At 65.9% G+C, this 25,325-nt stretch carries 24 protein-coding genes; 16 read left to right on the forward strand and 8 right to left on the reverse strand.

Annotated features, from left to right (window positions below):
- The first annotated feature begins 27 nt into the window (after window positions 1-27).
- From ACO07D_RS21210 to ACO07D_RS21220, 3 genes are all read left to right on the forward strand, one after another.
- Window positions 28-918, forward strand: coding sequence for a DUF1932 domain-containing protein (locus tag ACO07D_RS21210; protein ID WP_421704921.1), 891 nt, complete (start codon window positions 28-30; stop codon window positions 916-918).
- Window positions 915-1,862: a Gfo/Idh/MocA family oxidoreductase gene (locus tag ACO07D_RS21215; RefSeq protein ID WP_421704922.1), complete on the forward strand. Its 948-nt coding sequence runs from the start codon at window positions 915-917 to the stop codon at window positions 1,860-1,862. Before ACO07D_RS21210 ends, ACO07D_RS21215 begins: the two co-directional genes overlap by 4 nt.
- A 134-nt stretch (window positions 1,863-1,996) precedes the next feature.
- Complete coding sequence (locus tag ACO07D_RS21220) at window positions 1,997-2,494, forward strand: hypothetical protein (RefSeq protein WP_421704923.1); 498 nt, start codon at window positions 1,997-1,999, stop codon at window positions 2,492-2,494.
- A 69-nt stretch (window positions 2,495-2,563) separates the two neighbouring features.
- Here the strand turns inward: ACO07D_RS21220 and ACO07D_RS21225 are convergent, their stop codons facing one another.
- Entirely contained in the window at window positions 2,564-3,832 is a 1,269-nt protein-coding gene (locus ACO07D_RS21225; protein ID WP_421704924.1) for a glycerate kinase type-2 family protein, read from the reverse strand.
- A gap of 125 nt (window positions 3,833-3,957) precedes the next feature.
- Window positions 3,958-5,592: a peptidoglycan-binding domain-containing protein gene (locus ACO07D_RS21230; RefSeq protein ID WP_421704925.1), complete on the reverse strand. Its 1,635-nt coding sequence runs from the start codon at window positions 5,590-5,592 to the stop codon at window positions 3,958-3,960.
- A gap of 235 nt (window positions 5,593-5,827) precedes the next feature.
- Between ACO07D_RS21230 and ACO07D_RS21235 the strand changes: the two genes are divergently transcribed.
- From ACO07D_RS21235 to ACO07D_RS21260, 6 genes are all read left to right on the forward strand, one after another.
- Window positions 5,828-6,838 carry an efflux RND transporter periplasmic adaptor subunit gene (locus ACO07D_RS21235; protein WP_421704926.1) on the forward strand — a complete coding sequence of 337 codons (1,011 nt, stop codon included), beginning with the start codon at window positions 5,828-5,830 and terminating at the stop codon, window positions 6,836-6,838.
- Window positions 6,831-10,034, forward strand: coding sequence for an efflux RND transporter permease subunit (locus ACO07D_RS21240; protein ID WP_421704927.1), 3,204 nt, complete (start codon window positions 6,831-6,833; stop codon window positions 10,032-10,034). The genes ACO07D_RS21235 and ACO07D_RS21240 overlap by 8 nt, the downstream gene beginning before the upstream one ends.
- Window positions 10,035-10,244: 210 nt before the next feature.
- Window positions 10,245-11,315 carry a cysteine synthase A gene (gene cysK, locus ACO07D_RS21245; RefSeq protein WP_421704928.1) on the forward strand — a complete coding sequence of 357 codons (1,071 nt, stop codon included), beginning with the start codon at window positions 10,245-10,247 and terminating at the stop codon, window positions 11,313-11,315.
- 288 nt (window positions 11,316-11,603) lie between these two features.
- Window positions 11,604-12,725, forward strand: coding sequence for a pyridoxal phosphate-dependent aminotransferase (locus ACO07D_RS21250; RefSeq protein ID WP_421704929.1), 1,122 nt, complete (start codon window positions 11,604-11,606; stop codon window positions 12,723-12,725).
- Window positions 12,726-12,808: 83 nt separating this feature from the next.
- Window positions 12,809-12,985, forward strand: a complete 177-nt coding sequence (locus ACO07D_RS21255) for a hypothetical protein (RefSeq protein ID WP_421704930.1) — start codon at window positions 12,809-12,811, stop codon at window positions 12,983-12,985.
- A gap of 337 nt (window positions 12,986-13,322) precedes the next feature.
- Complete coding sequence (locus ACO07D_RS21260) at window positions 13,323-13,730, forward strand: hypothetical protein (protein WP_421704931.1); 408 nt, start codon at window positions 13,323-13,325, stop codon at window positions 13,728-13,730.
- 201 nt (window positions 13,731-13,931) lie between these two features.
- Here ACO07D_RS21260 and ACO07D_RS21265 read toward each other — a convergent pair whose 3' ends face one another.
- Window positions 13,932-15,131: a pyridoxal-phosphate-dependent aminotransferase family protein gene (locus ACO07D_RS21265; RefSeq protein ID WP_421704932.1), complete on the reverse strand. Its 1,200-nt coding sequence runs from the start codon at window positions 15,129-15,131 to the stop codon at window positions 13,932-13,934.
- Between the two features lie 265 nt (window positions 15,132-15,396).
- On the opposite strand from ACO07D_RS21265, the gene ACO07D_RS21270 reads away from it, so the two are divergent.
- From ACO07D_RS21270 to ACO07D_RS21280, 3 genes are all read left to right on the forward strand, one after another.
- A complete protein-coding gene (locus ACO07D_RS21270) occupies window positions 15,397-17,148 on the forward strand; it encodes an ABC transporter ATP-binding protein (protein ID WP_421704933.1) in 1,752 nt (583 codons plus the stop codon).
- A gap of 8 nt (window positions 17,149-17,156) precedes the next feature.
- Window positions 17,157-17,441: a hypothetical protein gene (locus ACO07D_RS21275; protein WP_421704934.1), complete on the forward strand. Its 285-nt coding sequence runs from the start codon at window positions 17,157-17,159 to the stop codon at window positions 17,439-17,441.
- Window positions 17,442-17,623: 182 nt separating this feature from the next.
- A complete protein-coding gene (locus ACO07D_RS21280; RefSeq protein WP_421704935.1) occupies window positions 17,624-19,276 on the forward strand; it encodes a tryptophan halogenase family protein in 1,653 nt (550 codons plus the stop codon).
- A 39-nt stretch (window positions 19,277-19,315) separates the two neighbouring features.
- Here the strand turns inward: ACO07D_RS21280 and ACO07D_RS21285 are convergent, their stop codons facing one another.
- Together ACO07D_RS21285 and ACO07D_RS21290 are read right to left on the reverse strand one after the other, a co-directional pair.
- A complete protein-coding gene (locus ACO07D_RS21285) occupies window positions 19,316-19,798 on the reverse strand; it encodes a hypothetical protein (protein ID WP_421704936.1) in 483 nt (160 codons plus the stop codon).
- 68 nt (window positions 19,799-19,866) lie between these two features.
- On the reverse strand, window positions 19,867-20,559 hold the full coding sequence (locus ACO07D_RS21290; RefSeq protein ID WP_421704937.1) for a TIGR04283 family arsenosugar biosynthesis glycosyltransferase: 693 nt from the start codon (window positions 20,557-20,559) through the stop codon (window positions 19,867-19,869).
- A gap of 56 nt (window positions 20,560-20,615) precedes the next feature.
- On the opposite strand from ACO07D_RS21290, the gene ACO07D_RS21295 reads away from it, so the two are divergent.
- The 3 genes from ACO07D_RS21295 to ACO07D_RS21305 all read left to right on the forward strand — a co-directional run bounded on the left by ACO07D_RS21295 (window position 20,616) and on the right by ACO07D_RS21305 (window position 22,509).
- A complete protein-coding gene (locus ACO07D_RS21295) occupies window positions 20,616-21,344 on the forward strand; it encodes a YgfZ/GcvT domain-containing protein (protein WP_421704938.1) in 729 nt (242 codons plus the stop codon).
- Window positions 21,332-22,126, forward strand: a complete 795-nt coding sequence (locus ACO07D_RS21300) for a fructosamine kinase family protein (protein WP_421704939.1) — start codon at window positions 21,332-21,334, stop codon at window positions 22,124-22,126. Before ACO07D_RS21295 ends, ACO07D_RS21300 begins: the two co-directional genes overlap by 13 nt.
- An 80-nt stretch (window positions 22,127-22,206) precedes the next feature.
- Complete coding sequence (locus ACO07D_RS21305) at window positions 22,207-22,509, forward strand: hypothetical protein (RefSeq protein ID WP_421704940.1); 303 nt, start codon at window positions 22,207-22,209, stop codon at window positions 22,507-22,509.
- A 221-nt stretch (window positions 22,510-22,730) separates the two neighbouring features.
- Here ACO07D_RS21305 and efp read toward each other — a convergent pair whose 3' ends face one another.
- Window positions 22,731-23,294 (reverse strand): elongation factor P, encoded by a 564-nt coding sequence (efp, locus tag ACO07D_RS21310; protein ID WP_421704941.1) that lies wholly within the window; start codon window positions 23,292-23,294, stop codon window positions 22,731-22,733.
- Window positions 23,295-23,511: 217 nt separating this feature from the next.
- On the opposite strand from efp, the gene ACO07D_RS21315 reads away from it, so the two are divergent.
- Window positions 23,512-23,823 carry a DUF6280 family protein gene (locus tag ACO07D_RS21315; RefSeq protein ID WP_421704942.1) on the forward strand — a complete coding sequence of 104 codons (312 nt, stop codon included), beginning with the start codon at window positions 23,512-23,514 and terminating at the stop codon, window positions 23,821-23,823.
- Window positions 23,824-23,896: 73 nt separating this feature from the next.
- Here ACO07D_RS21315 and ACO07D_RS21320 read toward each other — a convergent pair whose 3' ends face one another.
- Window positions 23,897-24,382 (reverse strand): hypothetical protein, encoded by a 486-nt coding sequence (locus ACO07D_RS21320; protein ID WP_421704943.1) that lies wholly within the window; start codon window positions 24,380-24,382, stop codon window positions 23,897-23,899.
- A gap of 72 nt (window positions 24,383-24,454) precedes the next feature.
- Window positions 24,455-25,294 (reverse strand): metalloregulator ArsR/SmtB family transcription factor, encoded by an 840-nt coding sequence (locus ACO07D_RS21325; RefSeq protein WP_421704944.1) that lies wholly within the window; start codon window positions 25,292-25,294, stop codon window positions 24,455-24,457.
- Window positions 25,295-25,325 lie beyond the last annotated feature (31 nt).

A 25,325-nucleotide genomic window follows, 5' to 3' on the forward strand; every position in this document is an offset into this window, starting at 1 on the left:
CCACGCCCGCCCGCGTAGGAAGGGGATATGACCCAGCCCCCGGCACATATCGCATTGATCGGCTTCGGCGAAGCGGGCCAGGCCTTTGCGCGGGGCTGGCGGCGCGAGGCGCCGGGGCTTGAAATCCGCGCCTTTGACATCAAGACGGATGGGCCGGATGCGGCGGGCAAACGGGCGGATTATGCGGGCGCGCAGATCACCGGCTGTGACGGGCCGGAGGGGCTGGCGGGGCACCCCCTCGTGTCGCTGGTGACGGCGGATCAGGCGGGGGCGGCGGCCCGTGCGCAAGCGGCCCATATCACGCCGGGCACGCTCTACCTGGATGGCAATTCTTGCGCGCCGGAGACGAAACGGGCCGCGTCCGAGGTGATCGAAGCCGCGGGCGGGCGCTATGTGGACATGGCGATCATGGCACCGGTGCATCCGCGCCTGCACAGGGTTCCGGTGTTGCTGGCGGGGCCGCATGCCGAAGACGCCCGGGCCTTCTGCCAGTCGCTGGGCATGTCGCCCGGCGTGGCAGGCGATGAGGTCGGGCAGGCCTGCGCGGTGAAGATGCTGCGCTCGGTCATGGTGAAGGGGATCGAGGCGCTCTGCCTGGAAAGCCTGCTGGCCGCACAGAAGGCGGGGGTGGCGGATCAGGTGATCGCCTCGCTCGATGCTTCGCACCCCGGCTGGGACTGGGCAGCGAAGGCGGCGTACAACTTCGAACGCATGACGACCCACGGGACGCGCCGCGCGGCTGAAATGCGCGAGGTGGCCACGACCGTGGGTGCCTTGGGGCTGGACAACGGAATGAGCCGGGCCACTGCGGCCTGGGCGGAGACGGTGGGGCAGCTGGGTCAGCTCTCCACGGATGAGGATTTCTGCGCCAGGGCCGATGCGCTGCTGGCTGCACTTGAGGAAAGGAAGATCCAATGAGGATTTGTGTGGCGGGCGCCTATGGCGCCTTTGGGTTGAAACATCTGGACGCTTTGGCCGCAATTGACGGGGTCGAGGTGACCTCGGTCATGGGGCCGACCAAGGCCAAGATCGAAGCGCTGGCAACCGAGCGCAGCATCGGCCACGCGGGCACCACGCTGGAGGAATGCATCGCGCGTGACGACGTGGATGCGGTGATCCTGTCCACGCCCACGCAGATGCACGCGGATCAGGCGGTGGCCTGCCTGGAGGCGGGCAAGCACGTGCTGGTGGAAATCCCGATGGCCGACAGCCTGGAGGACAGCGAGCGCGTGGTCGCGGCGCAGAAGGCCAGCGGGCGGGTCGCTATGGCGGGGCAAGTGCGCCGCTTCAACCCCTCGCACCAGTGGATCAAACAGAAGATCGACGCGGGCGAGCTGACAATTCAGCAGATGGACGTGCAGACCTATTTCTTCCGCCGCACCAACACCAACGCCAAGGGCGAGCCGCGCAGCTGGACCGATCACCTGCTGTGGCACCACGCCTGTCACACGGTGGACCTGTTCCAGTATCAGACCGGAGAGACCGCGTCGGAGGTCTTCGGGCTGCAAGGCCCTGCGCATCCGGACCTGGGCATCGCGATGGACATGACAGTCGGGATGAAAGTGCCCTCGGGCGCGCTGTGCACCTTGTCGCTTTCGTTCAACAATGACGGGCCGCTGGGCACCTATTTCCGCTATATCTGCGACCAGGGCACCTATGTGGCGCGCTACGATGACCTCTATGACGGCTATGACAACCAGGTGGACCTGTCGGGCGTGGCGGTGTCGTCGAACGGGATCGAGCTCATTGACCGGGAGTTCGTGGCGGCCATTCAGGAAGGGCGCAAGCCCAATGGCTGCGTCACGGATGTGGTGAGCGCGATGGAGACGCTGGACCGGATCGAGAAGAGCTTCGCCAGCTGAGTTTGCAGACAAACCCGCCCGGCGCGGCATCGAGCCCCGCCGGGCGGGCCATTCGCGCGCGAATGGCGGGGCGCGCTTGACAGGCGGCGATACGCACGGGACTGTGGTCGGAGTGATTTCAGACCCGGATTTTCATGCGCCTTCAGACCAATACGCCCGAGAGACTTGTTGTTGTCGACCGTCCCTGGCTGTTCTTCCTGCTGTTTGCCTTCATCGGTGTGATCTGTGCCTCGGGCGCGGTGCGGGCGCTGGGAGGTGAGACGCCGGGCATGGCGGTGCCGATGCTGGTGGGGATGGGCTGTTGCCTGTTCATGATCCTCTATTTCGTGCGCCCCTTGCGGCTGGAGGTGGATGTCACCGCCGGGACAGTAGAGGTGCGCCAGCTCGCCCTGGGCCGATGGCGCCAGGTGGTGCTGCCGCTGGAGGCGGTGGCCAAGGCCGGGGTGCAGGGACAGGCCGAACATCGGCACGGGCCGCGACCCTTGTGGCTGGCTTTGTCCCTTGAGCGGGGCGATCAGACAGAATGGCAGGCGGTGACCGCGCCGTCTCGTCTGGGCGGGGAGGCCCGCGCGGCACAGTATTTCAACGCCTGGCTAAAGTCGCACCGTGCGCGCGAGAAGCTGCGCAAGTGATCCCTCGCGACAAGCACCCCAAGGGCCGTGCGCACAGGGCCCTGCCCCGACCCTTAGGGGATCGGTGCGTTAGCGGATCAGGATCGCTCTGAAATCATTGACATTCGTCCCTGTCGGACCGGGGGAAAACAGATCGCCCGTCGCCTGGAAAGCGGTAAAGGCGTCGTTGCGCGCGAGCATCCCGGCCGGGTCCACGCCTGCCACACGCATCCGCGCTGTGGTGGTGCCATCGACAAAGGCCCCGGCGTTGTCCTCGGAGCCGTCGATCCCGTCGGTGTCGGCGGCAAGGGCGGTCAGGGCCGTGCCTTCGACCTCCAGCGCGAGGGACAGCAGGAACTCGGTATTGCGTCCGCCCTTGCCGCCCTCGCCGCGCAGGGTCACGGTGGTTTCGCCGCCGGACAGGATCACCAGGGGTTTGGCAAACGGGCGATCCTTGGAGGCCACCTCGCGTGCGATGGCCGCGTGCACCTTGGCCACCTCACGCGCCTCGCCTTCGATGGCGTCGGACAGGATCACGGCGGGCAGGCCTTCAGCCTCGGCGGTTTTGGCGGCGGCTTCCAGAGACAGGGCGGCGGAGGCGATGACATGCACCTCGTTGCCCGCGAAACCCGGGTCTGCCGGGTCGGGGGCGGCGTGGCTGCGGATGTGGGTCAGGAGCGTCTCGGGCAGGTCGATCCGGTGGGCGTCGATGGCGGCCAGGGCCGCGGCCTGGTCGGTTGTATCGGGCACGGTGGGGCCGGAGGCCACCTGGGCCGGATCGTCGCCGGGCACGTCGGAAACCACCAGCGACACCACACGCGCAGGTGCGCAGGCGGCGGCCAGGCGCCCGCCCTTGATGCCCGAGAAATGCTTGCGCACCGCGTTCATCGCCGAGATCGGCGCGCCGGAGGCCAGGAGAGCGCGGTTCAGCGCCTGTTCGTCCTGGAGCGTGAACCCGTCCGGCGGGCTGGGCAGCAGGGCGGAGCCGCCACCGCAGATCAGCGCCACCACCAGGTCGTCGGAGGTGAGGTCGCGGACCGTGTCGAACAGCGTCTGGGTGGCCGCAAGACCGGCTGCGTCAGGCACCGGGTGGGCGGCCTCCAGGACGCGGATGTGCTGCGTGGGCGCGCCGTAGCCATAGCGGGTGACCACCAGGCCCTCGACGGGACCGTCCCAGAGCTCTTCGAAGGCGGCGGCCATCTGCGCCGCCCCCTTGCCCGCGCCGATCACCACGGTGCGGCCCTTGGGGCGGGCGGGCAGATGGGCGGCCAGCGCCTGTTTCGGGTCGGCGGCGGCGATGGCGGCGTCGAAGAGGCGGGTCAGAAGGGCGCGGTCGGCGGAGGGGGAGCTCTGGGTCATGAGCGGCATCCTAGGGATAAGGGTAGCGCTATCAAGGGCAATTCCTCTTGGCCTCGGACAAGCCCGGGCAAAGCAAAAGGCGCGCCCCGGGGAACGCGCCTTTCGGTGTCAGGGTGCAGCCCGGATCAGAACTTGATCACCGGGATCGCGGCGGTGCTGTTCAGCGCATCGGCGTTCCACAGGCTGATGGTCAGGAGGCCGGGCTGGAAGCTGACCTTGACCACGGTGCCGCAGGCATTCGACACGCTGTCGAGGCTGGCGCTGTCCAGGGTGATGCCGCCGCCCTTGCTCCACAAACCGTCAAGGCCGGTGGCCGCGTCCGGTACGGAGGCGACTTTCAGGTCCCCACAGGCGGCCAGCGCGGCCGGGTCGGCGGCGGCGGCCTCACGGGCTTCGCCATTGCCAATCCAGCTGAGGCTGTCACCCACGCGACCGATCGCGCCATAATAGGCCAGCATCTCGGGCAGGACGTGCTGATCGAAGATGGCCTGATCCACGTTCTGGGGCAGACGCACCAAGCGGATCAGCGCCAGCGCACCCAGTTCCGGGCGGGCCGGGTCGGACAGGGCGACGATCTGTTCGGCCGGGGCCTCGTGCCAATTGGGTTGCAGCCACTGGCGCGCGGCGGCCAGGGTCGCATTGCCGCCGAACTGATCGGCACCGGCCTCGCCGGACAAGAGGTCAGCGCCAAGTTCGACCTTCAGCACCTGGTCCAGGGCGACCGCGTCCATGCCCAGCTTGGCGCCGAGAATGTCGAACTCCAGGTCCATCGCAACCGGCGCAACAGGGGCCACGGCGGGGGCCTGCGGCGCCACGGTTTCGGCGCGGGCCACCACGACGGGGGCGCCGCCGGTTTCCTTGCCTTGACCGCCCTTGTTGGCCTGCGTGGTCACCGGCGCAGGCATCGGGGCCGGTTGAGGCGCGGGCTGCGGGTTGGCCACGGGCACGCCGCCACCGGTCAGGTTCGTGCCGATGCCGCCACCGGACCCGGTACCGGCACCGGAGTTCATCCCGGCCATGTAGCCTTGACCGCCGTCAAACCCTTGCGGGCGCATCGAGGCCATCTCGATCCCGGCGGGCAGCGGAGCCTCGAACCCTTCGACATGGGCCAGCAGGCGGCGCGTCGGCAGCGCCGGGCCGGGCAGCCCGTTGTTGATCTTGTAGAGCCGGATCGCATCGCTGGTGCGCCCGCCCATCGCGCCATCGACCGGCCCCGCGTCATAGCCCGCGCGGTTCAACGCCGCCTGCAGCCGGGCCACTCCATCGCGGTCCAGATCCGGCGCGATATCCGCCATGAACAGGTTCACGTCGCCCAGCGGGAAACGCACATAGCGCGGCGACAGCGCCACCAGGTCATTGATCTGCACACCGGTCAGCGCGCCGGTCGCAGGCGCGCCGACGGCGGTCTGATAGGTGCGGATCGAGCCACGGGTGCCCGCGCCGATCGCCCCGTCGATGGCACCGGTATAGAAGCCCAGGTTCTGCAGGCCGCTTTGCACCATCATCTTCTGGTCACGGTTCATCGCTATGGCGTCGCCGGTTCCACCACCGCCGCCGCTGCGCCCACCGCTGCGGCCACCGCCGCAGGCCCTGGGATTGGCTGCACAGAGGATCGCCGCTCCGACGATGGCCCCGGCCACGATTCCGCCCCGATCCGCACGCGCGGGTCCCGGCGTGGCGGCCGTCACGGCCACCGCGACCGAGGCGCAGAGCGCGACGAGCGATGAGGGCAGGCGAAGTTTCAAGGTCGAAAGAATCATGTGAGTCGCCTCGTAATGGGAAAAATTTCTGAGAAAAATTGTGCCAGCCCCGCCCCGCACCTGTCAATCTGGACAGATGTACAGCCTCCGGCACTGGTAAAGGATCCCTTACCCTTTCCGGTCCCGCGCCACCCGGCCGGGTTGCATGTTTCAACGGGTCTTGAAATATATTATAAAAACAAGATATACGAATTCAACCCGCCGTGAACCCCGTCGCGAATCCCGGAGAAACGCCATGAAACTGCCCCTGCCCGCCGCGCTTCTGGCCGCGCTGATCCCGTTCACTCTGCACGCCGAGGAGGCCCATCCGCTGCATGAAGTCCTAGTGACCGACTGGAAAGCGGTCTTCGGCCGGATCGAGGCCCGCGACCTGGTGCCGGCCCGCGCCCGGCTGGGCGGCACGCTGGAGGCTGTTGCGGTCTCGGAAGGCGATCGGGTGGAGATGGGACAGGTGATCGGCACCATCACCGACGCCAAGCTGACCCTGCAGCTGAACGCGGTGGATGCGCAGATGGCGGCGCTGGCCGCGCAGCTGGACAATGCCGAAGCCGAGCTGAAACGCGGCGAGGACCTGGTGGAACGTGGGGTGTCGACCGTGCAGCGGCTGGACGCGCTGCGCACCCAGGTCGATGTGCTGGTGAACCAGATCGAGGCGACCCGTGCCGAACGCTCGGTGATCGAGCAGCAGGCGGCGGAGGGCACGGTGCTGGCGCCCTTGTCGGGCGTGGTGCTGGAGGTGCCGGTGACCACCGGCGCGGTGGTCATGCCGGGCGAGGCTGTGGCGATGATCGGCGGTGGCGGCTTCTTCCTGCGCCTTGCCGTGCCCGAACGCCACGCGGGCTTTCTGGAAGAAGGCGCCGAGATCCTGATCGGCGAGGATGGTGAAACGCGGACCGGCCGCCTGGCCAAGCTCTATCCGCAGATCGAAAACGGCCGGGTTACGGCAGATGTCGAGGTGGACGGGCTGTCGGAAGCGTTCACTGGCGCGCGGGTGCTGGTGCGCCTACCGGTCGGCGAACATGCCGCGCTGATGGTGCATCAGGACGCGGTACTGACCCGCATGGGGCTGGATTTCGTCGCCGTCGAGGAAGACGGCCACGTGACTGAGCGCGCCGTGGTGCTGGGCGAGGTACAGGTGGTGGAGGGCGAGGCGCTGGTTGAGGTCGTGTCCGGCCTGAAACCCGGCGACATGATCGTCCAGGGCTACACGCCCGCCAAAAACGCGGGGGCTGCGGGCCATGAGTGATCAAAGCCACAAGACCCCGCTCGGCATCGCGGGCGGGCTGACCAAAGCCTTCATCCAGTCGGCGCTGACACCCTTGATGATCCTCGCGGCCCTGGCCGTGGGTCTGGTCGCGCTGGTGTCGCTGCCGCGCGAGGAGGAGCCGCAGATCTCGGTCCCGATGGTGGATATTCACATCCAGGCTCCGGGCCTCAATGCCGAGGATGCGGTGAAACTGGTGACCGAACCGATGGAGACCATCGTGCAGGGCATCAACGGGATTGATCATGTCTACAGCTCGACCCGCGACGATTACGCCATGGTCACCGCGCGCTACCTGGTCGGCACCTCGATGGATGCCGCGATGCTGCGCGCCCACGAGAAGATCCGCGCCAATATGGACCGCATTCCGGTCGGGATCGGGGAACCTCTGATCGTCGGGCGCGGAATTGATGACGTGGCGATTGTCGCCCTGACCCTGACGCCGAAACCCGGCGAGGACAGCCTGAGCGCCAATGACCTGACCCGCGTCGCGCGCGAGTTGCAGGTGGAGGTTGCCAAGATCGGCGATGTCGGCCTGACCTATCTGGTCGGCGAAAGCCCCGAGGCGATCCGTATTGCGCCGGACCCGGAACGCCTGGCGTTGCACGGCGTGACCCTGCAACAGCTGGCGGGCAAGGTGGGCGCGGCAAACCGTGCCTTTTCAACCGGTTACATTCGCGATGGCGGCGAACAGATTGCGCTCATCGCGGGCGAAAGCCTGACCGCGCCTGCAGAGATCGCCAATCTGCTGATCACCACCCGCGACGGGCGCCCGGTCTATGTGCGCGACGTGGCGGATGTCTCTTTCGTGCCGGATACCTCGGACAAACTCGTGTCGAACGTGACGCGCGATGCGGCGGGGAACGTGCACCGCACCCCGGCGGTCACGCTCGCCATTGCCAAGCGCGCGGGGGCCAACGCCGTGGTCGTGGCCGAACAGATCCTGACCCGGGTCGAGGCGCTGGAGGGCGGCCTGATCCCCGACACGATGCAGGTCGAGGTCACGCGCAACTACGGTGAGACCGCTGACGAAAAGGCCAATGAGCTCTTGTTCCACCTCGGTCTTGCGACCGTGTCCATCGTCGGCCTGGTGCTCTTCGCCATCGGCTGGCGGGAAAGCATCGTGGTCGCCGTGGTGATCCCGGTCACGATCCTGCTGACGCTGTTTTCCGCCTGGGTCATGGGATATACGCTGAACCGCGTGTCACTGTTTGCGCTCATTTTCTCAATCGGCATCCTGGTCGACGACGCCATCGTGGTGATCGAGAACATCGACCGCCACTGGTCTATGAAGGACAAGGCAGACCGCGTGACAAAAGCCATTCGCGCGGTGGCGGAGGTGGGCAACCCCACGATTGTCGCCACCCTGACGGTGGTCGCGGCGCTGTTGCCGATGCTGTTCGTGTCGGGGCTGATGGGCCCCTACATGTCGCCGATCCCGGCCAATGCCTCGGCGGCGATGATCTTTTCCTTCTTCGTCGCCGTGATCATTACCCCCTGGCTGATGGTGAAAGTGGCGGGCAAGGCCGCCGCTCACGGTCACGAGGACGGCGGTCATGGAGGTCGGCTGGGCCGCATGTACTCCGCCGTGGCGCGGCCCGTGCTGCGCTCGAAAGCGACCGCGCTGACCTTCCTGCTGGTGACGGTTGTGCTGAGCTTCGGCTCGCTGGGCGCGCTCTATACCCGCGACGTGACGGTGAAACTCCTGCCCTTCGACAACAAGTCCGAGCTGTCCGTGGTGATCGACCTGCCTGAGGGTGCGAGCGTGGAAATGACCGACCGCGTGGCGCAGGATGTGGCGGCGGCGGTGCTGGACCTGCCCGAGGTCATTTCCGTGCAAACCCACGCGGGCGCGGCCTCGCCCTTCAACTTCAACGGGCTGGTGCGGCACTATTACCTGCGTCAGACGCCGGAGCTGGGCGACGTGCAAATCAACCTGACGGCCAAACACCACCGCGAGCGGGAAAGCCATGATATCGCTCTGGAAATCCGCGAACGTATTTCCCAAATCGACGTGCCCATGGGCACCGTGCTGAAGACGGTCGAACCGCCCCCCGGCCCGCCGGTCATCGCCACCCTGTTGGCGGAGGTCTATGGCCCGGATGCAGACACCCGGCGCCAGGCTGCCGCTCAGATCCGCCAGGCGTTCGAGGCGGTGCCCTTCGTGGTCGATGTGGACGACAGTTTCGGCGTGGCCCCACGCCGCCTGCGCGCGACCATCTCGACCGACCAGCTGGAGTTCCACGGGGTGCAGGAGCAGGATGTCTTCGACACGATCGCGATCCTGAACGGCGGCTCGACCGTGGGATATTCGCATCGCGGCGGCGGGCGTTACCCGATCCCGATCACGGTCGAACGTGACCGCGCCGACCGGGTGATGGACGAACGCTTCCTGTCGACCCCGATCCCTGCCAACACCCTGCCCGGCGCGCGCGGTGTGGTGGAGCTGGGTGACGTGATTTCGGTGCGCGAGGAAACCGCCTCCCACCCCATTTTCCGCCACAATGGCCGCGCCGCAGAGATGGTGATGGCGGAGCTGGCGGGCAGCTATGAAGCGCCCTTGTATGGGATGCTCGCCGTGCAGAAGGAGATCGACAGGATGGACTGGCCCCCGGGCACCAAGCCGGTGATCTCGCTCAACGGTCAGCCTGACGACGAGAGCCACGTCACCCTGCTCTGGGACGGCGAATGGGAAGTGACATGGGTCACCTTCCGCGACATGGGCGCGGCCTTCGGCGTGGCGCTTTTGGGCATCTACATCCTGGTGGTGGCGCAGTTCGGATCGTTCAAGCTGCCGCTGGTGATCCTGACCCCGATCCCGCTGACCTTCCTGGGGATCATGGCCGGGCACTGGCTGTTCGCAGCACCCTTCTCGGCCACCTCGATGATCGGGTTCATCGCGCTGGCGGGCATCATTGTCAGGAACTCGATCCTGCTGGTCGACTTCATCCGTCACGCCGACCCGGCCAAGGACAAGCTGGAAATCCTGATCGAGGCAGGCGCCATTCGCTTCAAACCGATCCTGCTGACGGCAGTGGCGGCGATGATCGGCGCGGTGGTGATCCTGGCCGACCCGATTTTCCAGGGTCTGGCGATCTCGTTGCTGTTCGGGCTGCTCAGCTCCACCCTTCTGACCGTGCTGGTGATCCCGGCGATCTACCGGGTGTTCCGCACCTGATTTGAACCCGGGCGGGGCGGACATTCGTTCCCCCTGCCCGGCTTCCACCCCCGGGAGGAGGGGCGAAATTCCCCCAGATAGCACAGAGACGGAATAGTGTTCCGCAGCCCGCCGCACAGCCCAAACGCCTGCCTTGAGTGATCCGCCCCCCTGTTCGCGGCGGATCGGCTGTACTAGATTCCGCCCAAGCACAGCAGGAAAGGCATTCAGATGACCATTCGCACGACCACTGGCCACGGCCGCCGTTACGACAGCATCCTCGACACCGTGGGCAATACCCCGACCATTCGCGTGAACCGCATCGCGCCCGAACACGTCAACGTCTTCGTCAAATCCGAAGCCTTCAACCCGGCGGGATCGGTCAAGGACCGGCTGGCCCTGAACATCATCGAGGCCGCCGAACGCGATGGCCGCCTGAAGCCGGGCCAGACCGTGGTCGAGGCGACCTCCGGCAATACCGGCATCGGGCTCGCCATGGTCTGCGCCGCCAAGGGCTATCCGCTGGTCATCACCATGTCCGAGGCGTTTTCCATCGAACGCCGACGGTTGATGCGTTTCCTGGGCGCCAAGGTCGTGCTGACGCCCAAGGAGCAGAAGGGCTTCGGCATGTACAAGAAGGCGATCGAGTTGGCCGAGAAGAACGGCTGGTTCCTGGCCAGCCAGTTCGAAACCGCCGACAATGCCGATATCCACGAAAGCACCACCGCGCGGGAAATCCTGAACGATTTCAACGGGGTGAACCTGGATTACTGGGTTACCGGCTATGGCACCGGCGGCACCGTGTCCGGGGTCAGCCGTGTACTGCGCGCCGAAAGCCCCGACACCAAGATCGTGCTGGCCGAGCCCGCCAATGCGGCGCTGGTCAGTTCGGGCATCGTCAATGGCCGCAATGGCGTGGGCCAGGCCACCGAAGGGCATACGGAGTTCGAACCCCACCCGATCCAGGGCTGGACCCCGGACTTCATCCCGATGGTGCTGCAGGAGGCGATCGACAAGTCGGGCTATGACAGCCTGCTGAAGATCCCCGGCCCCGATGGCATCGCCTGGTCGCGCCGCCTGGCGGTCGAGGAAGGCATCTTCGTCGGCATCTCGGCAGGCGCGACCTTCGCCGCAGCGATGGAGGTCGCAAAGGACGCGCCGGAAGGATCGAACATCCTGGTCATGCTGCCCGACACCGGCGAGCGCTACCTGTCGACCCCGCTGTTCGAGGGCATCCCGGAAGGCATGAGTGAGGAGGAAGTGGAGATTTCCAAGTCCACACCCTTCGCCCAGCTGGGCTAAGCACCTTCACTTTTCGAACATCTGACCGGCCGCAGATCTCTCTGTGGCCGGTTTTCCTTTCAGAAATACGATTTATCTAGGAGTCACCCTGTTGCCAGGCCACCATCGGCCGAACGTCCGACGCGGCGCGTGACCTGCCCGGGACGCGGTGCCCAGGCGGGACGGGCGGCCTCGATGGCCGTCTGGCCCGCGCCCCCGCCGACGGGGCGGATCGCGATGTGACGGGCGTGCGGCGCAAGGCCGGGATTGCCCCCTTGTCCCCCCCGCAACCTTTTGCATACTGCGCCCATGACCAAGACCTCCGCCCCCCGCCTCACCCCGCTTGCCGCAGCGCTGCCCGCCTCGGTGCCCTTCGTCGGGCCCGAGGCGCAGGAACGCGCGCGGGGACGGGAGTTTGCCGCGCGGCTGGGCGCGAATGAGAACATCTTCGGCCCCTCGCCCGCCGCCATCGAAACGATGCGCGAGGCCGCAGCCGAGGCCTGGATGTATGGCGATCCCGAAAGTCACGATCTGCGCCGGGCGCTGAGTGCCCATCACGGCGTGCCGCCCGAGGCGATCATGGTCGGCGAGGGCATCGACGGGCTGCTGGGCTATCTGGTGCGGCTGATGGTCGGCCCGGGCGATGCGGTGGTGACCTCGGCCGGGGCCTATCCAACCTTCAACTACCATGTGGCGGGTTTCGGTGGACGGCTGGAGACCGTGGTTTACGCGGGCAATCACGAAGACCCCGCCGCGCTGGTGACCCGTGCCGCCGAGACCGGCGCCAAGCTCGTCTACCTCGCCAATCCCGACAACCCGATGGGCAGCTGGCACGACGCCCCCCGCGTCCAGGCGATGATCAACACCCTGCCAGAGGGCACCCTGCTGGTGCTGGACGAGGCCTATGTCGAGTTCGCACCCGAAGACACCGCCCCGCCGCTGGATATTGACGACAGGCGGGTCATTCGGTTCCGCACCTTCTCCAAGGCTTACGGGCTGGCGGGCGCGCGGGTGGGCTATGCAATCGCCCATCCCGATCTGATCCTGGCCTTCAACAAGGTGCGCAACCATTTCGGCATGTGCCGGATCAGCCAGGCGGGGGCGTTGGCAGCCTTGGCGGATCAGGGCTGGCTCGACCACGTGGTCACCCAGGTGGCCGCTGCCCGTGACCGCATCGGCGCAATTGCCCAGGCGAACGGGCTGAGCGCCCTGCCCTCGGCCACCAATTTCGTCGCGGTGGATTGCGGCGCGGATGGCGGTTTTGCCCGCGCGGTGCTGGACGCGCTGGTCGCGCGTGACGTCTTCGTGCGCATGCCCTTTGTCGCACCGCAGGACCGCTGCATCCGCATCTCGGCCGGGCGCCCGCAGGACCTCGACCTGTTCGAAGCCGCCCTGCCCGATGCGCTGACAGCGGCTCGCGCGGGGGGCTGAACCAGCCGCCGCCCCTCTGCGCTTCCCCCCGCCCTCACCGCCATGTGACCCTGTGCCGCGCCCGTTTGTGGCACACTGACACCATGCAGAACCGACCCACTGGCATCGCCCCGGACTACACCCTCCCCGCGCTGGTTTCGCTGGGGGTGAACCTGTTCCTGTGGCTTGCGGTGATCTGGGCGGTGGCCGGGTTCGGCGCCGCGCTTCTGGTCGGGGCGCTGGTGAGTGTCTTCATTCCACGGCGCAAACAGCGCCGCTAAAGCGTTTCGAGCTACCCCTGTCTGAGGTTTGGCTCGAAACGCTTCAAGACGGCTCAACCCTCCCTCCACAACCCGACAAACCAAGCCAAAAACTTGATTTTTCTCGGCAATTTCAGCAGACTGAACCCAGGGGGACGTCTGAGGGAGAGTGACGGATCAGTTGGGAGAGTAGTGGAACAGTAAGCGGTCGTGGTGAGGACGCCCCGGGAAGAAGGGGAGTGAGCCAATGCCATTTGGTGTCAGCTATGCGGTATATGTCGGTGCAATCGTCCTAACGTTGGGGACACAAAATCCATCCGCGGAAATGCGCGCGAAAGACGCTGCGAACGGGAGCTGGATGGTCACACTTGGAAAGAATGCGGGGGGTAAGGACGGGATTGGACGGGACGGTCTTGCCTCGTTCGACTTCTATTCCGAACAGGAATGGTTCTGGAACCTGAAGCCCATCTGGGCCTTTGCCCTATCGCAAGACGGCGGCGCCTTTGCCTCGCTGGGGCTGCGCAAGGATTTCTACCTCGGGGAGGTCCAGATCTCGCCCTACACCGGGATTGCCTTGCATCAGAGCGACCTGTCCCATTTCGAAAAACGCGAGCTTTTGCAGTTTCGCACCGGGTTCGACATCATGGTGCCGATCACGGATAATGCCTCGTTTTCAGTCGGGTATTACCACATGTCCAACGCAAGGAACAATGAATGGTCCGCCAGCCTGGACGTGACCAGGTTCGGGTTGGTCTACCGGTTCTGACCCGGTGCCTGCCGGTCGCCGCGCTGGAGGCTGGGGGGGCGGACGTGGGACACGCGCACGGGCGTAACAGAGGGTTTGGCCAACGCGGGGGGTTTCCGGCACCGGTGGTGCAGGGCCCGGGGTATCATGCCGACACACGGGGAGACCTGTGACCTGGATGTCCAGGGAGGCGACGGTATGGGGTGAGAGGGCAGCGCCCGATCAGCCTTGTCCGACAACCCGCGCCGCCGCTTCCAGTGCGCCTTTGCCATGGGGGATGTCCAGCGCGGACAGCCCCGCCTCGATCGTGCCCAGAACGCCCAGCACCATATGGGCGTTCACGTGGCCCATGTTGCCGATGCGGAAGACCCCGTCGGACTTGGGGTCTTCGGGTGTTCCCATGCCCAGGCCGATGCCCAGGGTCACGCCGGCCTGCTCTTCGACCCAAGCCCGCAGCGCGGTGCCATGGGGCGCGCCGATCTGCACCGTGGTCACGGCACGCGAGCGGTGGGCAGGGTCGGTGACGTTCAGCCGCATCGGGCCGCCCGTGCCCCAGGCCTCGATCGCGGCCCAGATGGCGCGGGCGAGGTGGTCATGGCGGGTCCAGACCGCCTTGATCCCGCCTTCGTCGGCGATCAGATCCAGCGCGGCGCGCTGGCCCATCAGGTGATGCGTCGGCGCGGTGCCGCCGAAATACTGGTAGAACACCTGCGGATGGGCCCGCGGCGCCCAGTTCCAATAGTTCGAAACCCGCTCCATTTCCGCCTGCACGGTCGCGGCGCGGTCGTCGAAAAAGACAAAGCCCATGCCCGGCGGCACCATCAGCCCCTTCTGGCAGGCCGCCACGGTGACGTCGACGCCCCAGGCGTCCATCTCGAACCGGTCACAGCCAAGCGAGGCGATGCAATCGGCCATCAACAGCGCGGGATGTCCGGCGGCATCCATGGCGGCGCGAATGGCGGCAATGTCATTGCGGATGGAGGTCGAGGTGTCCACATGGGTGGCCAGCACCGCCTTGATCCGGCCGTCGCTGTCGGCGCGCAGATGCGCCTCGACCCGGTTCACATCCACCGGCGCGGCGCGGCCGAAATCAAACACCTCCGCCTCGATCCCCATCGCCTCGGCCATCTCGGCCCAGCCATGGCCGAAGCGGCCCGTGGCCAGCACCAGCACCTTTTCGCCGGGGGCCACCACATTGGCAAGCGCCGCCTCCCAGGCGCCGTGACCATTGGCGACATAGATGGCCAGGTGGCCGTCGGTGCGTGCCACCGCTTTCAGGTCGCCCACCAATGTCGGCATCATCTCGACCAACGCGCCCTCATAGATGTTGGGCGCGGCCTGGTGCATCGCGTTCAGCACGCGATCCGGCATGACCGAGGGGCCGGGAATGGCCAGATAGCTGCGACCTTGGGCGAGGGACATGGGACCTCCTAGAAACATTTGACAGGAGCAAGCCGTAGGGCGGCGGGACGACAAGGTCAACGCCTGCAACGGGGGCCATGGCTGGTCTGTGCCCGGGCGGGGTGGGCAAGCGCCACGCAGCAACCCGCGCAACGGCAGACAGGGTGGGAGCCCGGGGACAGACCGGCCATGGCCACTCCCCTCCCCTTGCCGTGCCGCTGCGCAGAAAGTAAACCGGGTGAAGCCCACAGCGGGCCCGAACCGGGCCCAGACAGGATCCCCGCCGATGAGCACACCTGAACCGACTTCCGAAACCCTGCGCTGGCTCTGGCGTGGATACATGCACCCGTTCAAATGGCTGCTCATTGCCTCGCTGATCATGATGGTGATCGAGGGCCTGTCTCTGGCGGTGCTCGCCCGGATCGTGGAACCGATGTTCGACGATGTCTTCATGGGCGGCACGCGGGCGGACCTGCTGTTCGTCTCTTTCTCGGTCCTGGGGCTGTTCATGCTGCGCGCGGTGACCGGGTTTGGCCACGGCGTGCTGATGGTCAAGGTCGGGCAGCAGAGCTCGGCCCACCTGCAATCCGACCTGGTACGTCACATGCTGACGCTGGACAGCGCCTTTTTCCGCGACACGCCGCCGGGCACGCTGATCGAACGTGTGCGCGGCGACACCCAGGCAGTGTCCTTCCTGTGGGAAAGCACCCTGTCCTCGGCCGTGCGCGATTTCGTGTCGCTCTTCGCGTTGCTGGGGGTGGCCTTCTATATCGATTGGCTCTGGACCCTGATCGCGATCATTGCCGTGCCCGTCTTCCTGGGGCCGATCACGCTCCTGCAACGCTATATCCGCCGCTACACCCTGGAGGCGCGCGATGCCGCCGCGCGGATTTCCACTCGCCTGGACGAGAGCTTCCACGGCATCAACTCGATCAAACTGTCGGGCACCGAAGACCGCGAAACCGACCGCATCCAGCACGAGGTCATGGGTTTTACCCGCTCCCATATCCGCGCCTTTTCCAATGCGCGCGGGATCTCGGGTCTGGTCGATATCATCGCCGGTTTCGGCTTCTTCGCCGTGGTCTATTACGGCGGCACCCAGGTCGCGGGCGGCGACAAGACCGTGGGGCAGTTCATGTCCTTTTTCACCGCCATGGCGATGATGTTCGACCCGATGCGCAAGGTGGGCCGGATCTCGGGCGCCTGGCAGGCGGCACGCACCAGCCTGATCCGCCTGCGCTCGATCTTTGACGAGCGCCCGACCATCCTGCCACCGGCAGCGCCGAAATCCTTGCCCATGCCCGCCGATCAGGCGGATGTGGTGCTTGGCACGGCCTGTTTCTCATACGGAGAAACGCCTGTCTTGCAGGGGGCGACCTTTACCGCCCGGGCAGGCCGGACCACCGCGCTGGTCGGCGCCTCGGGGGCGGGCAAGAGCACCGTTTTCAACCTGCTGACCCGCCTGGTCGATGCCGACAGCGGCGAGGTCAGCGTGGGCGGCGTACCGGTGAACGAGCTGCCGCTGGACGATCTGCGCGGGCTCTTTTCCGTGGTGTCGCAGGACGCGCTGCTGTTCGACGAAAGCCTGCGCGACAATGTCCTGATGGGCCGCACCGATGTCTCGGACGCGCAGTTGAAACACGCGCTGGAGGCCGCCCATGTGGCCGATTTCCTGCCGCGGATCGAGGGCGGGCTGGACGCGCCCGCGGGCCCGCGCGGCGCCAACCTGTCGGGCGGCCAGCGCCAGCGCATCGCCATTGCCCGCGCCATCCTGCGCGACGCACCGATCCTTCTGCTGGACGAGGCGACCTCGGCGCTGGATGCCAAGAGCGAGAAACTGGTGCAGGCCGCGCTGGAGGAGCTCAGCCAGGACCGCACCACGCTGGTCATCGCCCACCGCCTGTCCACCATCCGCGAGGCCGACAGCATCGTCGTCATGGACCAGGGCCGCGTGATCGACCAGGGCACCCATGACGAGCTGATCACCCGCGACGGGCTCTATGCCGCCCTGTACCGGTTGCAGTTTCAGGACACGTGAGGCGGGCGATGTCGCAGCAATTGGATCGGCTGTGGACGGTCGTGGTGGGTTTCGACGGGGGCACCTATGTGGCGCAGACCCGCGCCCCGACGCTTGCCGGCGCCCTACACGCCTATAACGCGGCGGACCCGTCCGGCCTTGGTCTGCGGATCCCGGCGGCGGACCCGGCGGATGCTCCCGTGGCTTTGGACGGGTTGACCGGGGTTTGGTGTACCGACGCCCTGACCGCGACGGGCGACCTCGGGCTGGTCCATGTCATCGCAACAGACGCGGCCGGAGCAGAGCGCGGCTGATCGCGACGAGGGCGGCAGGCGTGCTCCCTTTATGAACCAGATAAACCTGAGTGCTTGTGGCCCCTGCAAAACGGGGGAGTCACCCCAAGGACACGCCCGCCCCCGCGCCTGCAACAAAGATTTCGTCCCCGCCGCGCTTTGGCCTAGGCTGGAGCCTAGGCACCAATGGAGGGGGGCGGATCATGGGGGAACCGATCAAGACGGTCACGATTGTCGGCGGGGGCACGGCCGGGTGGCTGACGGCGATGATGCTGCGCAGCCTCTCGGAAGAGACGCTGAAGATCCAGTTGATCGAGTCACCCAACATTCCGACCGTCGGCGTCGGCGAGGCAACGGTGCCGCAGATGCCCGCGACCCTGAAAATGCTGCAAGTCCCGTTGCAGGAGTTCTTTCGCCGCTGCAATGCCTCGTTCAAGCTGGGCGTGATGTTTCGCCAGTGGAATGTCGGCCCGGACGGCAAGCTGATCGACTATCTCAACCCGTTCGGGCGGCCGGTGCAGATCAATGGCTCGGAAGCCTGCCATTACCACCACGCCTTCGGCTCGGGCGGGCGCGATTTCTGCCAGACCTTTACCGCGAACTACGATCTGGTACAGGCCAACAAGGGGCCGTTTTCGATCGAAACCAGCAAGGTGCATCCGCTGGCGGGCTATGCCTATCACCTCGACGCGGGCGAGTTTGCCAAGATGCTGTCCGAGCTAGGCGCCGAGCGTGGGGTCGAACACATCCTGGACGATGTGGAGGATGTCGAGCTGGATGAGCGCGGCTATGTGGCGGCGGTTCAGCTCAAGGAGCGCGGGCGACATCCGGTCGAGCTGGTGATTGATTGCACCGGGTTCCGCGGGCTGATCATCAACAAGGCGCTGAAGGAACCCTTCATCGACTATTCGAAATACCTGGGCAATGACCGCGCGATGGCCCTGCAGATCCCGCATCCCGATCCCAAGGCGATCGCCTCCTGCACCACCTCGACGGCGCTGGGTGCCGGGTGGAGCTGGCGCGTGCCGCTGTTTCACCGGATCGGCACCGGCTATGTCTATTCCAGCGCGCATCGCACCGATGACGAGGCCCGGGACGAGTTCCTGGCCCATCTGGGCAGCGACGCCCCCAAGGGCGCAGAACCCCGCGTGATCCCGATGCGGGTCGGGCGCACGCGCAATGCCTGGGTGAAGAACTGCATCGCCATCGGCCTGTCCAGCGGCTTCATCGAACCGCTGGAATCCACCGCGATCCACATGATCGACCTGGGGATCCAGCGCCTGCTGACCTATTTCCCGGACAGCGATTTCGACGATGCCCACCGGGACCGGTACAACAAGACCATGGATGGGCTTTATAGCGAGGTGTTGGATTTCATCTGCCTGCACTATGCGCTGGGAAATCGCACCGACAGCCAATACTGGATCGACGCGCGGACCGAGCTGGAAGTGCCCGACAGGCTGGCCGCAAACCTGGAGCTGTGGAAACACCAGCCCCCCACCGCGCTGGATCTGGAGACGGGGCACCTGTTCAACCACCCGACCTACCAGGCGGTACTGATGGGCAAACGTGTGTACGAGACCGGCTATGGCACCGGAAAATTCACCCGCCGCCTGGCCCTGAGCCAGGAGGCATGGGCCAAGCACCTGATGGAGTTCTCGCGCAATCTGCAACAGGCGGTGAACAGTTGTTCGGACCACCGCCAGGGCCTGATGGCGATCCGGGGCGAGCTGACCCCGACCCGCGCAAAGGGCAGGCCCCTGCAAGGCGTCGGCGCGGCGAAGGGGCCGCAGCAGGTTGCCTCCAGCGGACCGGCCACGGTCAAGATCGGCTCGGACAGCCCGGGGTTGTTCTGAAGCGGCGCAGTAACGGGCTTTGCCTTGGCGGTGGTGCCCTCAGATCACCAGAAACACGCCGGAGCCCGGCCCCACATCCCCAAAGCGCCAGGAGGCGTTTTCATGGCGGCAGAAACACCGGCGGGCTTTCAGCGTGTCCGTAACCCGCTGCGCCCAATCGCGAAACGCCGTTTCCAGGTGTTCGACCGGCGTAACGTCCTCCGGGAAGAAGGTCAGTTCGATAAAGGGGGATCCATCCCCTTCCCGAAACACGAAGACCTGCAGTTGGCGGATGGGTCCGACGTTGGGCCTGTAGCTCAGGTGAACCATATCCGCGTCTTTGGTGGCCGCTTCGATGGAGGCCCAGATTGGCGTGGCAATCGGTGCCCCGTCCCCGTCAAGGGAATTGGCCTCGACAAGCTGCTCTTCCAGAGGTTCGAGGAGTGCGGCGATCCCCTCCCAGCGTGGCGCTTCGAAATTCATGTCCCGCGCCGCGCCATCCGATGTCAGCAATGCGGTTTCAAGATCGGTCCGGTGGGTCATGACAAGGTTCCCTGCAAATGCCGCCACCCTATCAGCCGCAGGCGGTGCAAAAACCGGACACCTTGTCGCTAGCGTCGATAGGCCCGGGCCAGGGCCTTAGGGTCCGCCCCCATCATATAACGCGCAAGGGTCCAGAGGTTGCGGGCACCGCGCCGGACCCAGCCGGTCGCCTGATAGCGCGCGGCGCTGGTGGCGGCTTCGGCGTCCAGCGCAACCAGCCGTCCGCGCAGCCTGCGCGCGATGGCGACGTCTTCCATCAGGGGCATATCGGGCATGCCGCCGACCTCTTCGTACAGCACGCGGGGCAGCACCAGCCCCTGGTCGCCATAGGGCAGACCGAACAGCCGGGAGCGCAGGTTGGCCCAGCCCGCCGTGACCCCGGCCATCATCCCCTTGGCACGGAAGCGCAGGCGGAAGTATCCGGCGCAGGTTTCACCACTGGCGGCGCGGGCCATGAGGCGTTCGGTGGCTTCGACCCAGCCCTCGCCCAGCTGGGTGTCGGCGTGCAGGATCAGGATCCAGTCGCCCTTTGACGCGACCACACCCCGCGCGATCTGGCCGCCGCGTCCGGGAGAGCCGGTTATCATCTCGGCGCCGACCTCCTCGGCCAGGGCCACGGTGCCATCCGTGGACCCGCCATCCGTGACCACCAGCTCGCGCACCAGCCCGGCCTCGACCCCGGACATGAGGCAGGCCAGCGCCCCGGGCAGCTCTTCACCCGCATTCAGGGTGGGAATGACAATGGACAAGGGCGCGCGCATGTGGTCTCTCCGGTGTTCGATCCCATATACTGTCTTCCAGGCGACAGGAGAAGCAGATGACCCGCACCGTTTTGACCGTAACCGGCCGTGACCGCGCAGATTTCCTGCAAGGGCTGGTGACCAATGATGTCGCTGGCCTGAAGGACGGGCTGGTCTATGCCGCGCTGTTGACGCCGCAGGGCAAGTATCTGGCAGATTTCTTCCTGGTGCCGCTGGAGGATGCGATCGGGATCGATGTGGACAGTGCCCTGGCGCCGGGGCTGGCGCAGCGTCTGTCGATGTACAAGCTGCGCGCGGATGTGAAGATTGCGGGATCTGATCTTGAGGTCACGCGGGGCACCGGGCCGGTGCCGGAAGGCGCCTATCCCGACCCGCGCCATGCCGATCTGGGCTGGCGGTCTTATGCGGGCGCGGCGGGCGATGGCACCGATTTCGACGCGATCCGCGTGGCCCATTGCATTCCCGAGACCGGCGTGGAGCTGGGGCCGGACAGCTATATCCTGGAAAGCGGGTTCGAGCGGCTGAACGGGGTGGATTTCCGCAAGGGTTGCTATGTCGGCCAGGAAGTCACCGCGCGGATGAAACACAAGACCGAGCTGCGCAAGGGGCTCGCGACGGTCACTGTGGAGGGTCCTGCCGAACCGGGCACCGAGATCACCCGCGACGGCAAGCCGGTGGGCACGCTGCATACGCGGGCGGGCGACCGAGCAATTGCCTACCTGCGCTTTGACCGGGCCGAGGGCGAGATGCAGGCAGGTGAAGCAACGGTGACATGGACGCCCTGATCGCCGAGATAACCGGGCAACGGGTCCAGACCACCCGGCCCCTGCATGGTGGTGACCTATCCGAGGTCGCTCTGGTCACGCTGGCGGATGGCGGGCAGCTGGTCGCAAAACGCGGGGCCATGGTGGAGCGCGAGGGCTTCATGCTGACGGCCATGGGCGACCTTGGCGCGCCGGTGCCCAGGGTGTTGGGCGTGGGCGGCGATGTGCTGCTGCTGGAATACCTGACCGAGTCGCGGGCCACGCCGGAAGGCTGGCGCGCTCTGGGCGAGGGGCTGCGGGTTCTGCATGGGGCCGAGATGTTCGGCTATGGCTGGGACGAGGACTATGCCTTCGGATCTGTCGCGATTCCGAATGGCTGGATGGAGGATTGGGCCACCTTCTGGGCCGAACGGCGGCTGTTGCCACTCTCGGGCGCCCTGCCCGCCCCGCTGGCCCGGCGGGTGGAGGCCGTGGCCACCCGCCTGCCCGACCTGATCCCGGCACAGCCCCGCCCTGCCCTGCTGCATGGCGATCTGTGGACGGGCAATGTGCTGTTTGGCGGCGGGCGTGCCCACCTGATCGACCCGGCCTGCTACCACGGCGATGCGGAGGTGGACCTTGCGATGCTGGAGCTGTTCGGCCACCCGCATGAGGCTTTCTGGGAGACTTACGGACGGCCCGGGGGTGACTGGGCGACCCGGCGGGCCGTGTATCAGCTCTGGCCCGCTCTGGTGCATGTATCGCTGTTCGGCGCAGGCTACCACGCCATGCTGGAGGCGCGGCTTAACGCGTTAAAATTCTGACCGTGCTTTGATCCGGGTCAAAGTGCCGCATTCAGATTTGCGGCATTTTAACGTCCTGATAGCGCTGACTGGGGAGCGACATGAGCAATAGCAAACAGACAGGCGGGTATATCACCCGCACGGATCCGCGTTCCGGAGTGGAATGGCGGGCCCGCGTCGAAGGGCCTGACCGGGCGACCGTGCTGCATCCCGACACCGGGGATGCGGTGGCGCGGATCGCCATGCGGCCCGACGGCACACCGACCTTCGACGTGCTGGACCCGAAGACCGGCCAGGCGACAGAGCGCAGCCCCTGCACCCGGAGCTGCCCGCATGGCTGCAATGGCGATTTCGACCGCGCGACGAACTGCGCGCTGGCCTGCACGGCGAAACTGATCGCCTGAGCACCTCCGCAAGGACACAGGAAAGACCGAGCCCACTGACGGCTGAACGCGCCCTTCGGGGCGCGTTTTCTTTTTTGGATTCGGGGAGCAGCGGCGGGGCTAGTGAAGATGACACCACGCACCGCGCAGCGGGGCGGCGACTGCGTTGACCCGCTGCTTCCACACGACAACAAAAAACGCGCCCCGAAGGGCGCGCTTCGTAGTCCTGAATGTCCGACCGCTTACGCGCGTTCGGCGTATTCCATCGTCTCGGTGTTCACGATGATCGCTTCGCCTTGCCCCACGAAGGGCGGCACCATGACCTTGACGCCATTGTCCAGGATCGCCGGTTTGAAGCTGTTGGCAGCGGTCTGACCCTTCACGACCGGCTCGGTCTCTTCGACGGTGCAGGTCACCTTCTGCGGCAGGGTCGCATTCAGCGCCTCGGCCTCGTAGAACTCGACCACGATGGTCATGCCGTCCTGCAGGAAGGGGCGACGCTCCCCCAACAGCTCGGCCGAGATCTGGTTCTGCTCGTAGGTCTCGGTGTCCATGAAGATCAGCATGCCGTCATCTTCATAGAGGAACTGCTGATCCTTCTGCTCCAGCCGCACACGTTCGACCTTGTCCGCAGACCGGAAGCGTTCATTGAGCTTGGAGCCGTTGCGCAGGTTCTTCAGCTCGACCTGAGCAAACGCACCGCCCTTGCCGGGTTTCACGTGATCGACCTTGACCGCGGCCCAGAGGCCATCGTTGTGTTCCAGCACGTTGCCGGGACGAATTTCGTTGCCGTTGATCTTGGGCATGTCTTTACCACCCTGAAAGGTTGAACCGGTATCGGTAGCCCCTATATCTTGTGAGGCCCTGCCTGACAAGTTGACCATATACGGCGTGAAACCGCGTTCAGTCATGTAACAGGTGCATGACAGTCATGCGTTGGGAGGGATACCGAATCACGCGGAAAAAGCCATATTGGCCCGCACGCCGGAAAGAGCAAGAGCAATAAGAAACAAAGGAAGCCGAATGTTGGATTCTGTGGACGGTACCGCATTCAACAACGAACAGGGCAACCGCGCACGCAAACTGTTTGCTGCCGTGGTGCTTGCCGCCCTGGACGATGCGATCGCCGATGACAAGAAATACGGCAATGGTCCCGAGCAAATCGCCCGTTGGGCGCGCTCGCGGGACGGCCGCGAGGTGCTGAGCTGTGCCGGCATCGACCCGAACGAACGTGTGGTTTCGGGGCTGATGGAGTTCGTCTCGAAAGGCGTGCGCACCTCGGTGGCGCTGTCGCGCGAGGAAAGCGAACGCCGCGCCCAGGCCGAAGCCGCCTGAAGAATACCCGCACCGCTGCCACGGTGACGGAGCAAGAAAAGCGCGCCCATCCAGGGCGCGTTTTTTTCGTCGCTTACGGGTGAGAGGCCCCGCCTGCCACAGCTGCGGGGGCGCAGGGTTGCGCGGGATCGGGTATGTCGACCGGAATAAGCCCGGTGGTATCCAGGTAGTGATCAGGCGCTTGTTGCAGCCCCAACCAGGCCGTGGCCTCGGGCGCGCCCACAAAGCTGCGTGCCTGCATCCCCTCAATCACGCCCGCAAAGCCTGCGAACATGTTTGCCATGCCCAGGGCCAGCTCCCCCGGCGCAATCATCGCATAGCGCAAGCGCCGCCGGGGTGCGGGCCGTATGTTCAGACGCATCGAGGCCTTGAGCACATCCTGTGCGCTCCAGCTTGTGCTGGTCAGCCCGCGCAGATCGATCAGCATGTCACAGAGCCCGTCAAACTCGGGCTCCTGCGCAATCATCTCGTAGAACCGTCGCAACTGCTCGGGGGAGCCATGCCCCTGATAACTTTGCACGATGACGGCCTCACCAGGCCAGAACCGGAATTTCAACACAGCGCGCCTCCTGACCTTTAGTATGATCAGCAGTCGTTCAGGTTGTAAATGGACGCAAAGGTTGACCCTAAGTCACCCCTGTGCGTCGCTTTGGCCAATCTCGTCCAGGTGCCGCTGCAGCGACAGTTTGTCGAGGCTCTCCATCGGCAGATTCACGAAGATCGAGATGCGGCGCAGGAGCATGCGATAGGTCTCGGAAAAGGCCACGCGACGCTCGGCCTCGCCCCCTTCCACCTGAACCGGATCCGGCAGGCCCCAATGGGCGGTCATCGGCTGGCCGGGCCAGACCGGACAGGCTTCTGCCGCAGCCTTGTCGCAGACGGTAAAGACGAAATCCATCTGCGGCGCATCCGCCAACCCGAACTGATCCCAGCTTTTCGAGGCCAGCGCATCGACCGGGTGGTTCAGGTTCGCCAGCAGCTCCAACGTATAGGGATGCGCAGCATCCGCCGGGGCAGACCCGGCCGAGAAGGCACGGAACTTGCCCATCCCCTCGCGGGTCAGGATCGCCTCGGCCATCAGCGAGCGGGCCGAGTTGGCGGTGCAGAGAAACAGGACATTCTTGGTATCGGACATGGGAGGCTCCTGTCTTGTCCGGGGGGAAGAAAGCGGTGCGCAGAGCTCGGGCCGCCCGTCGCAGCAGTCATCGACGAGAAACCCGATCAGCCCGGCAATGCCCGCCTGGTCGGCGAAGTAACGGATCACCCGCCCCTCACGCCGATTGCGGATCAGCCCGGCATTCATCAGCGTCGCGAGGTGGGTGGACACGGTGCTCTGCGCGAGGCCCAGGGTGTCGCAGACCTCGCCCACAGGCAGACCGAAGGGACCCGCCTGGATCAACAGGCGGGTAAGCTCCAGCCGGGTGTCATGCCCGAGGGCGGCGAAGGCGGATATGGCGGTGTCGCGATTCATATATCGGGTATTCTCGATCTATTGAGTCATT

Origin of the sequence: Aliiroseovarius sp., assembly GCF_965228805.1 — a bacterium.
In the GTDB taxonomy this organism is placed as follows: Bacteria; Pseudomonadota; Alphaproteobacteria; order Rhodobacterales; family Rhodobacteraceae; genus JASBTN01.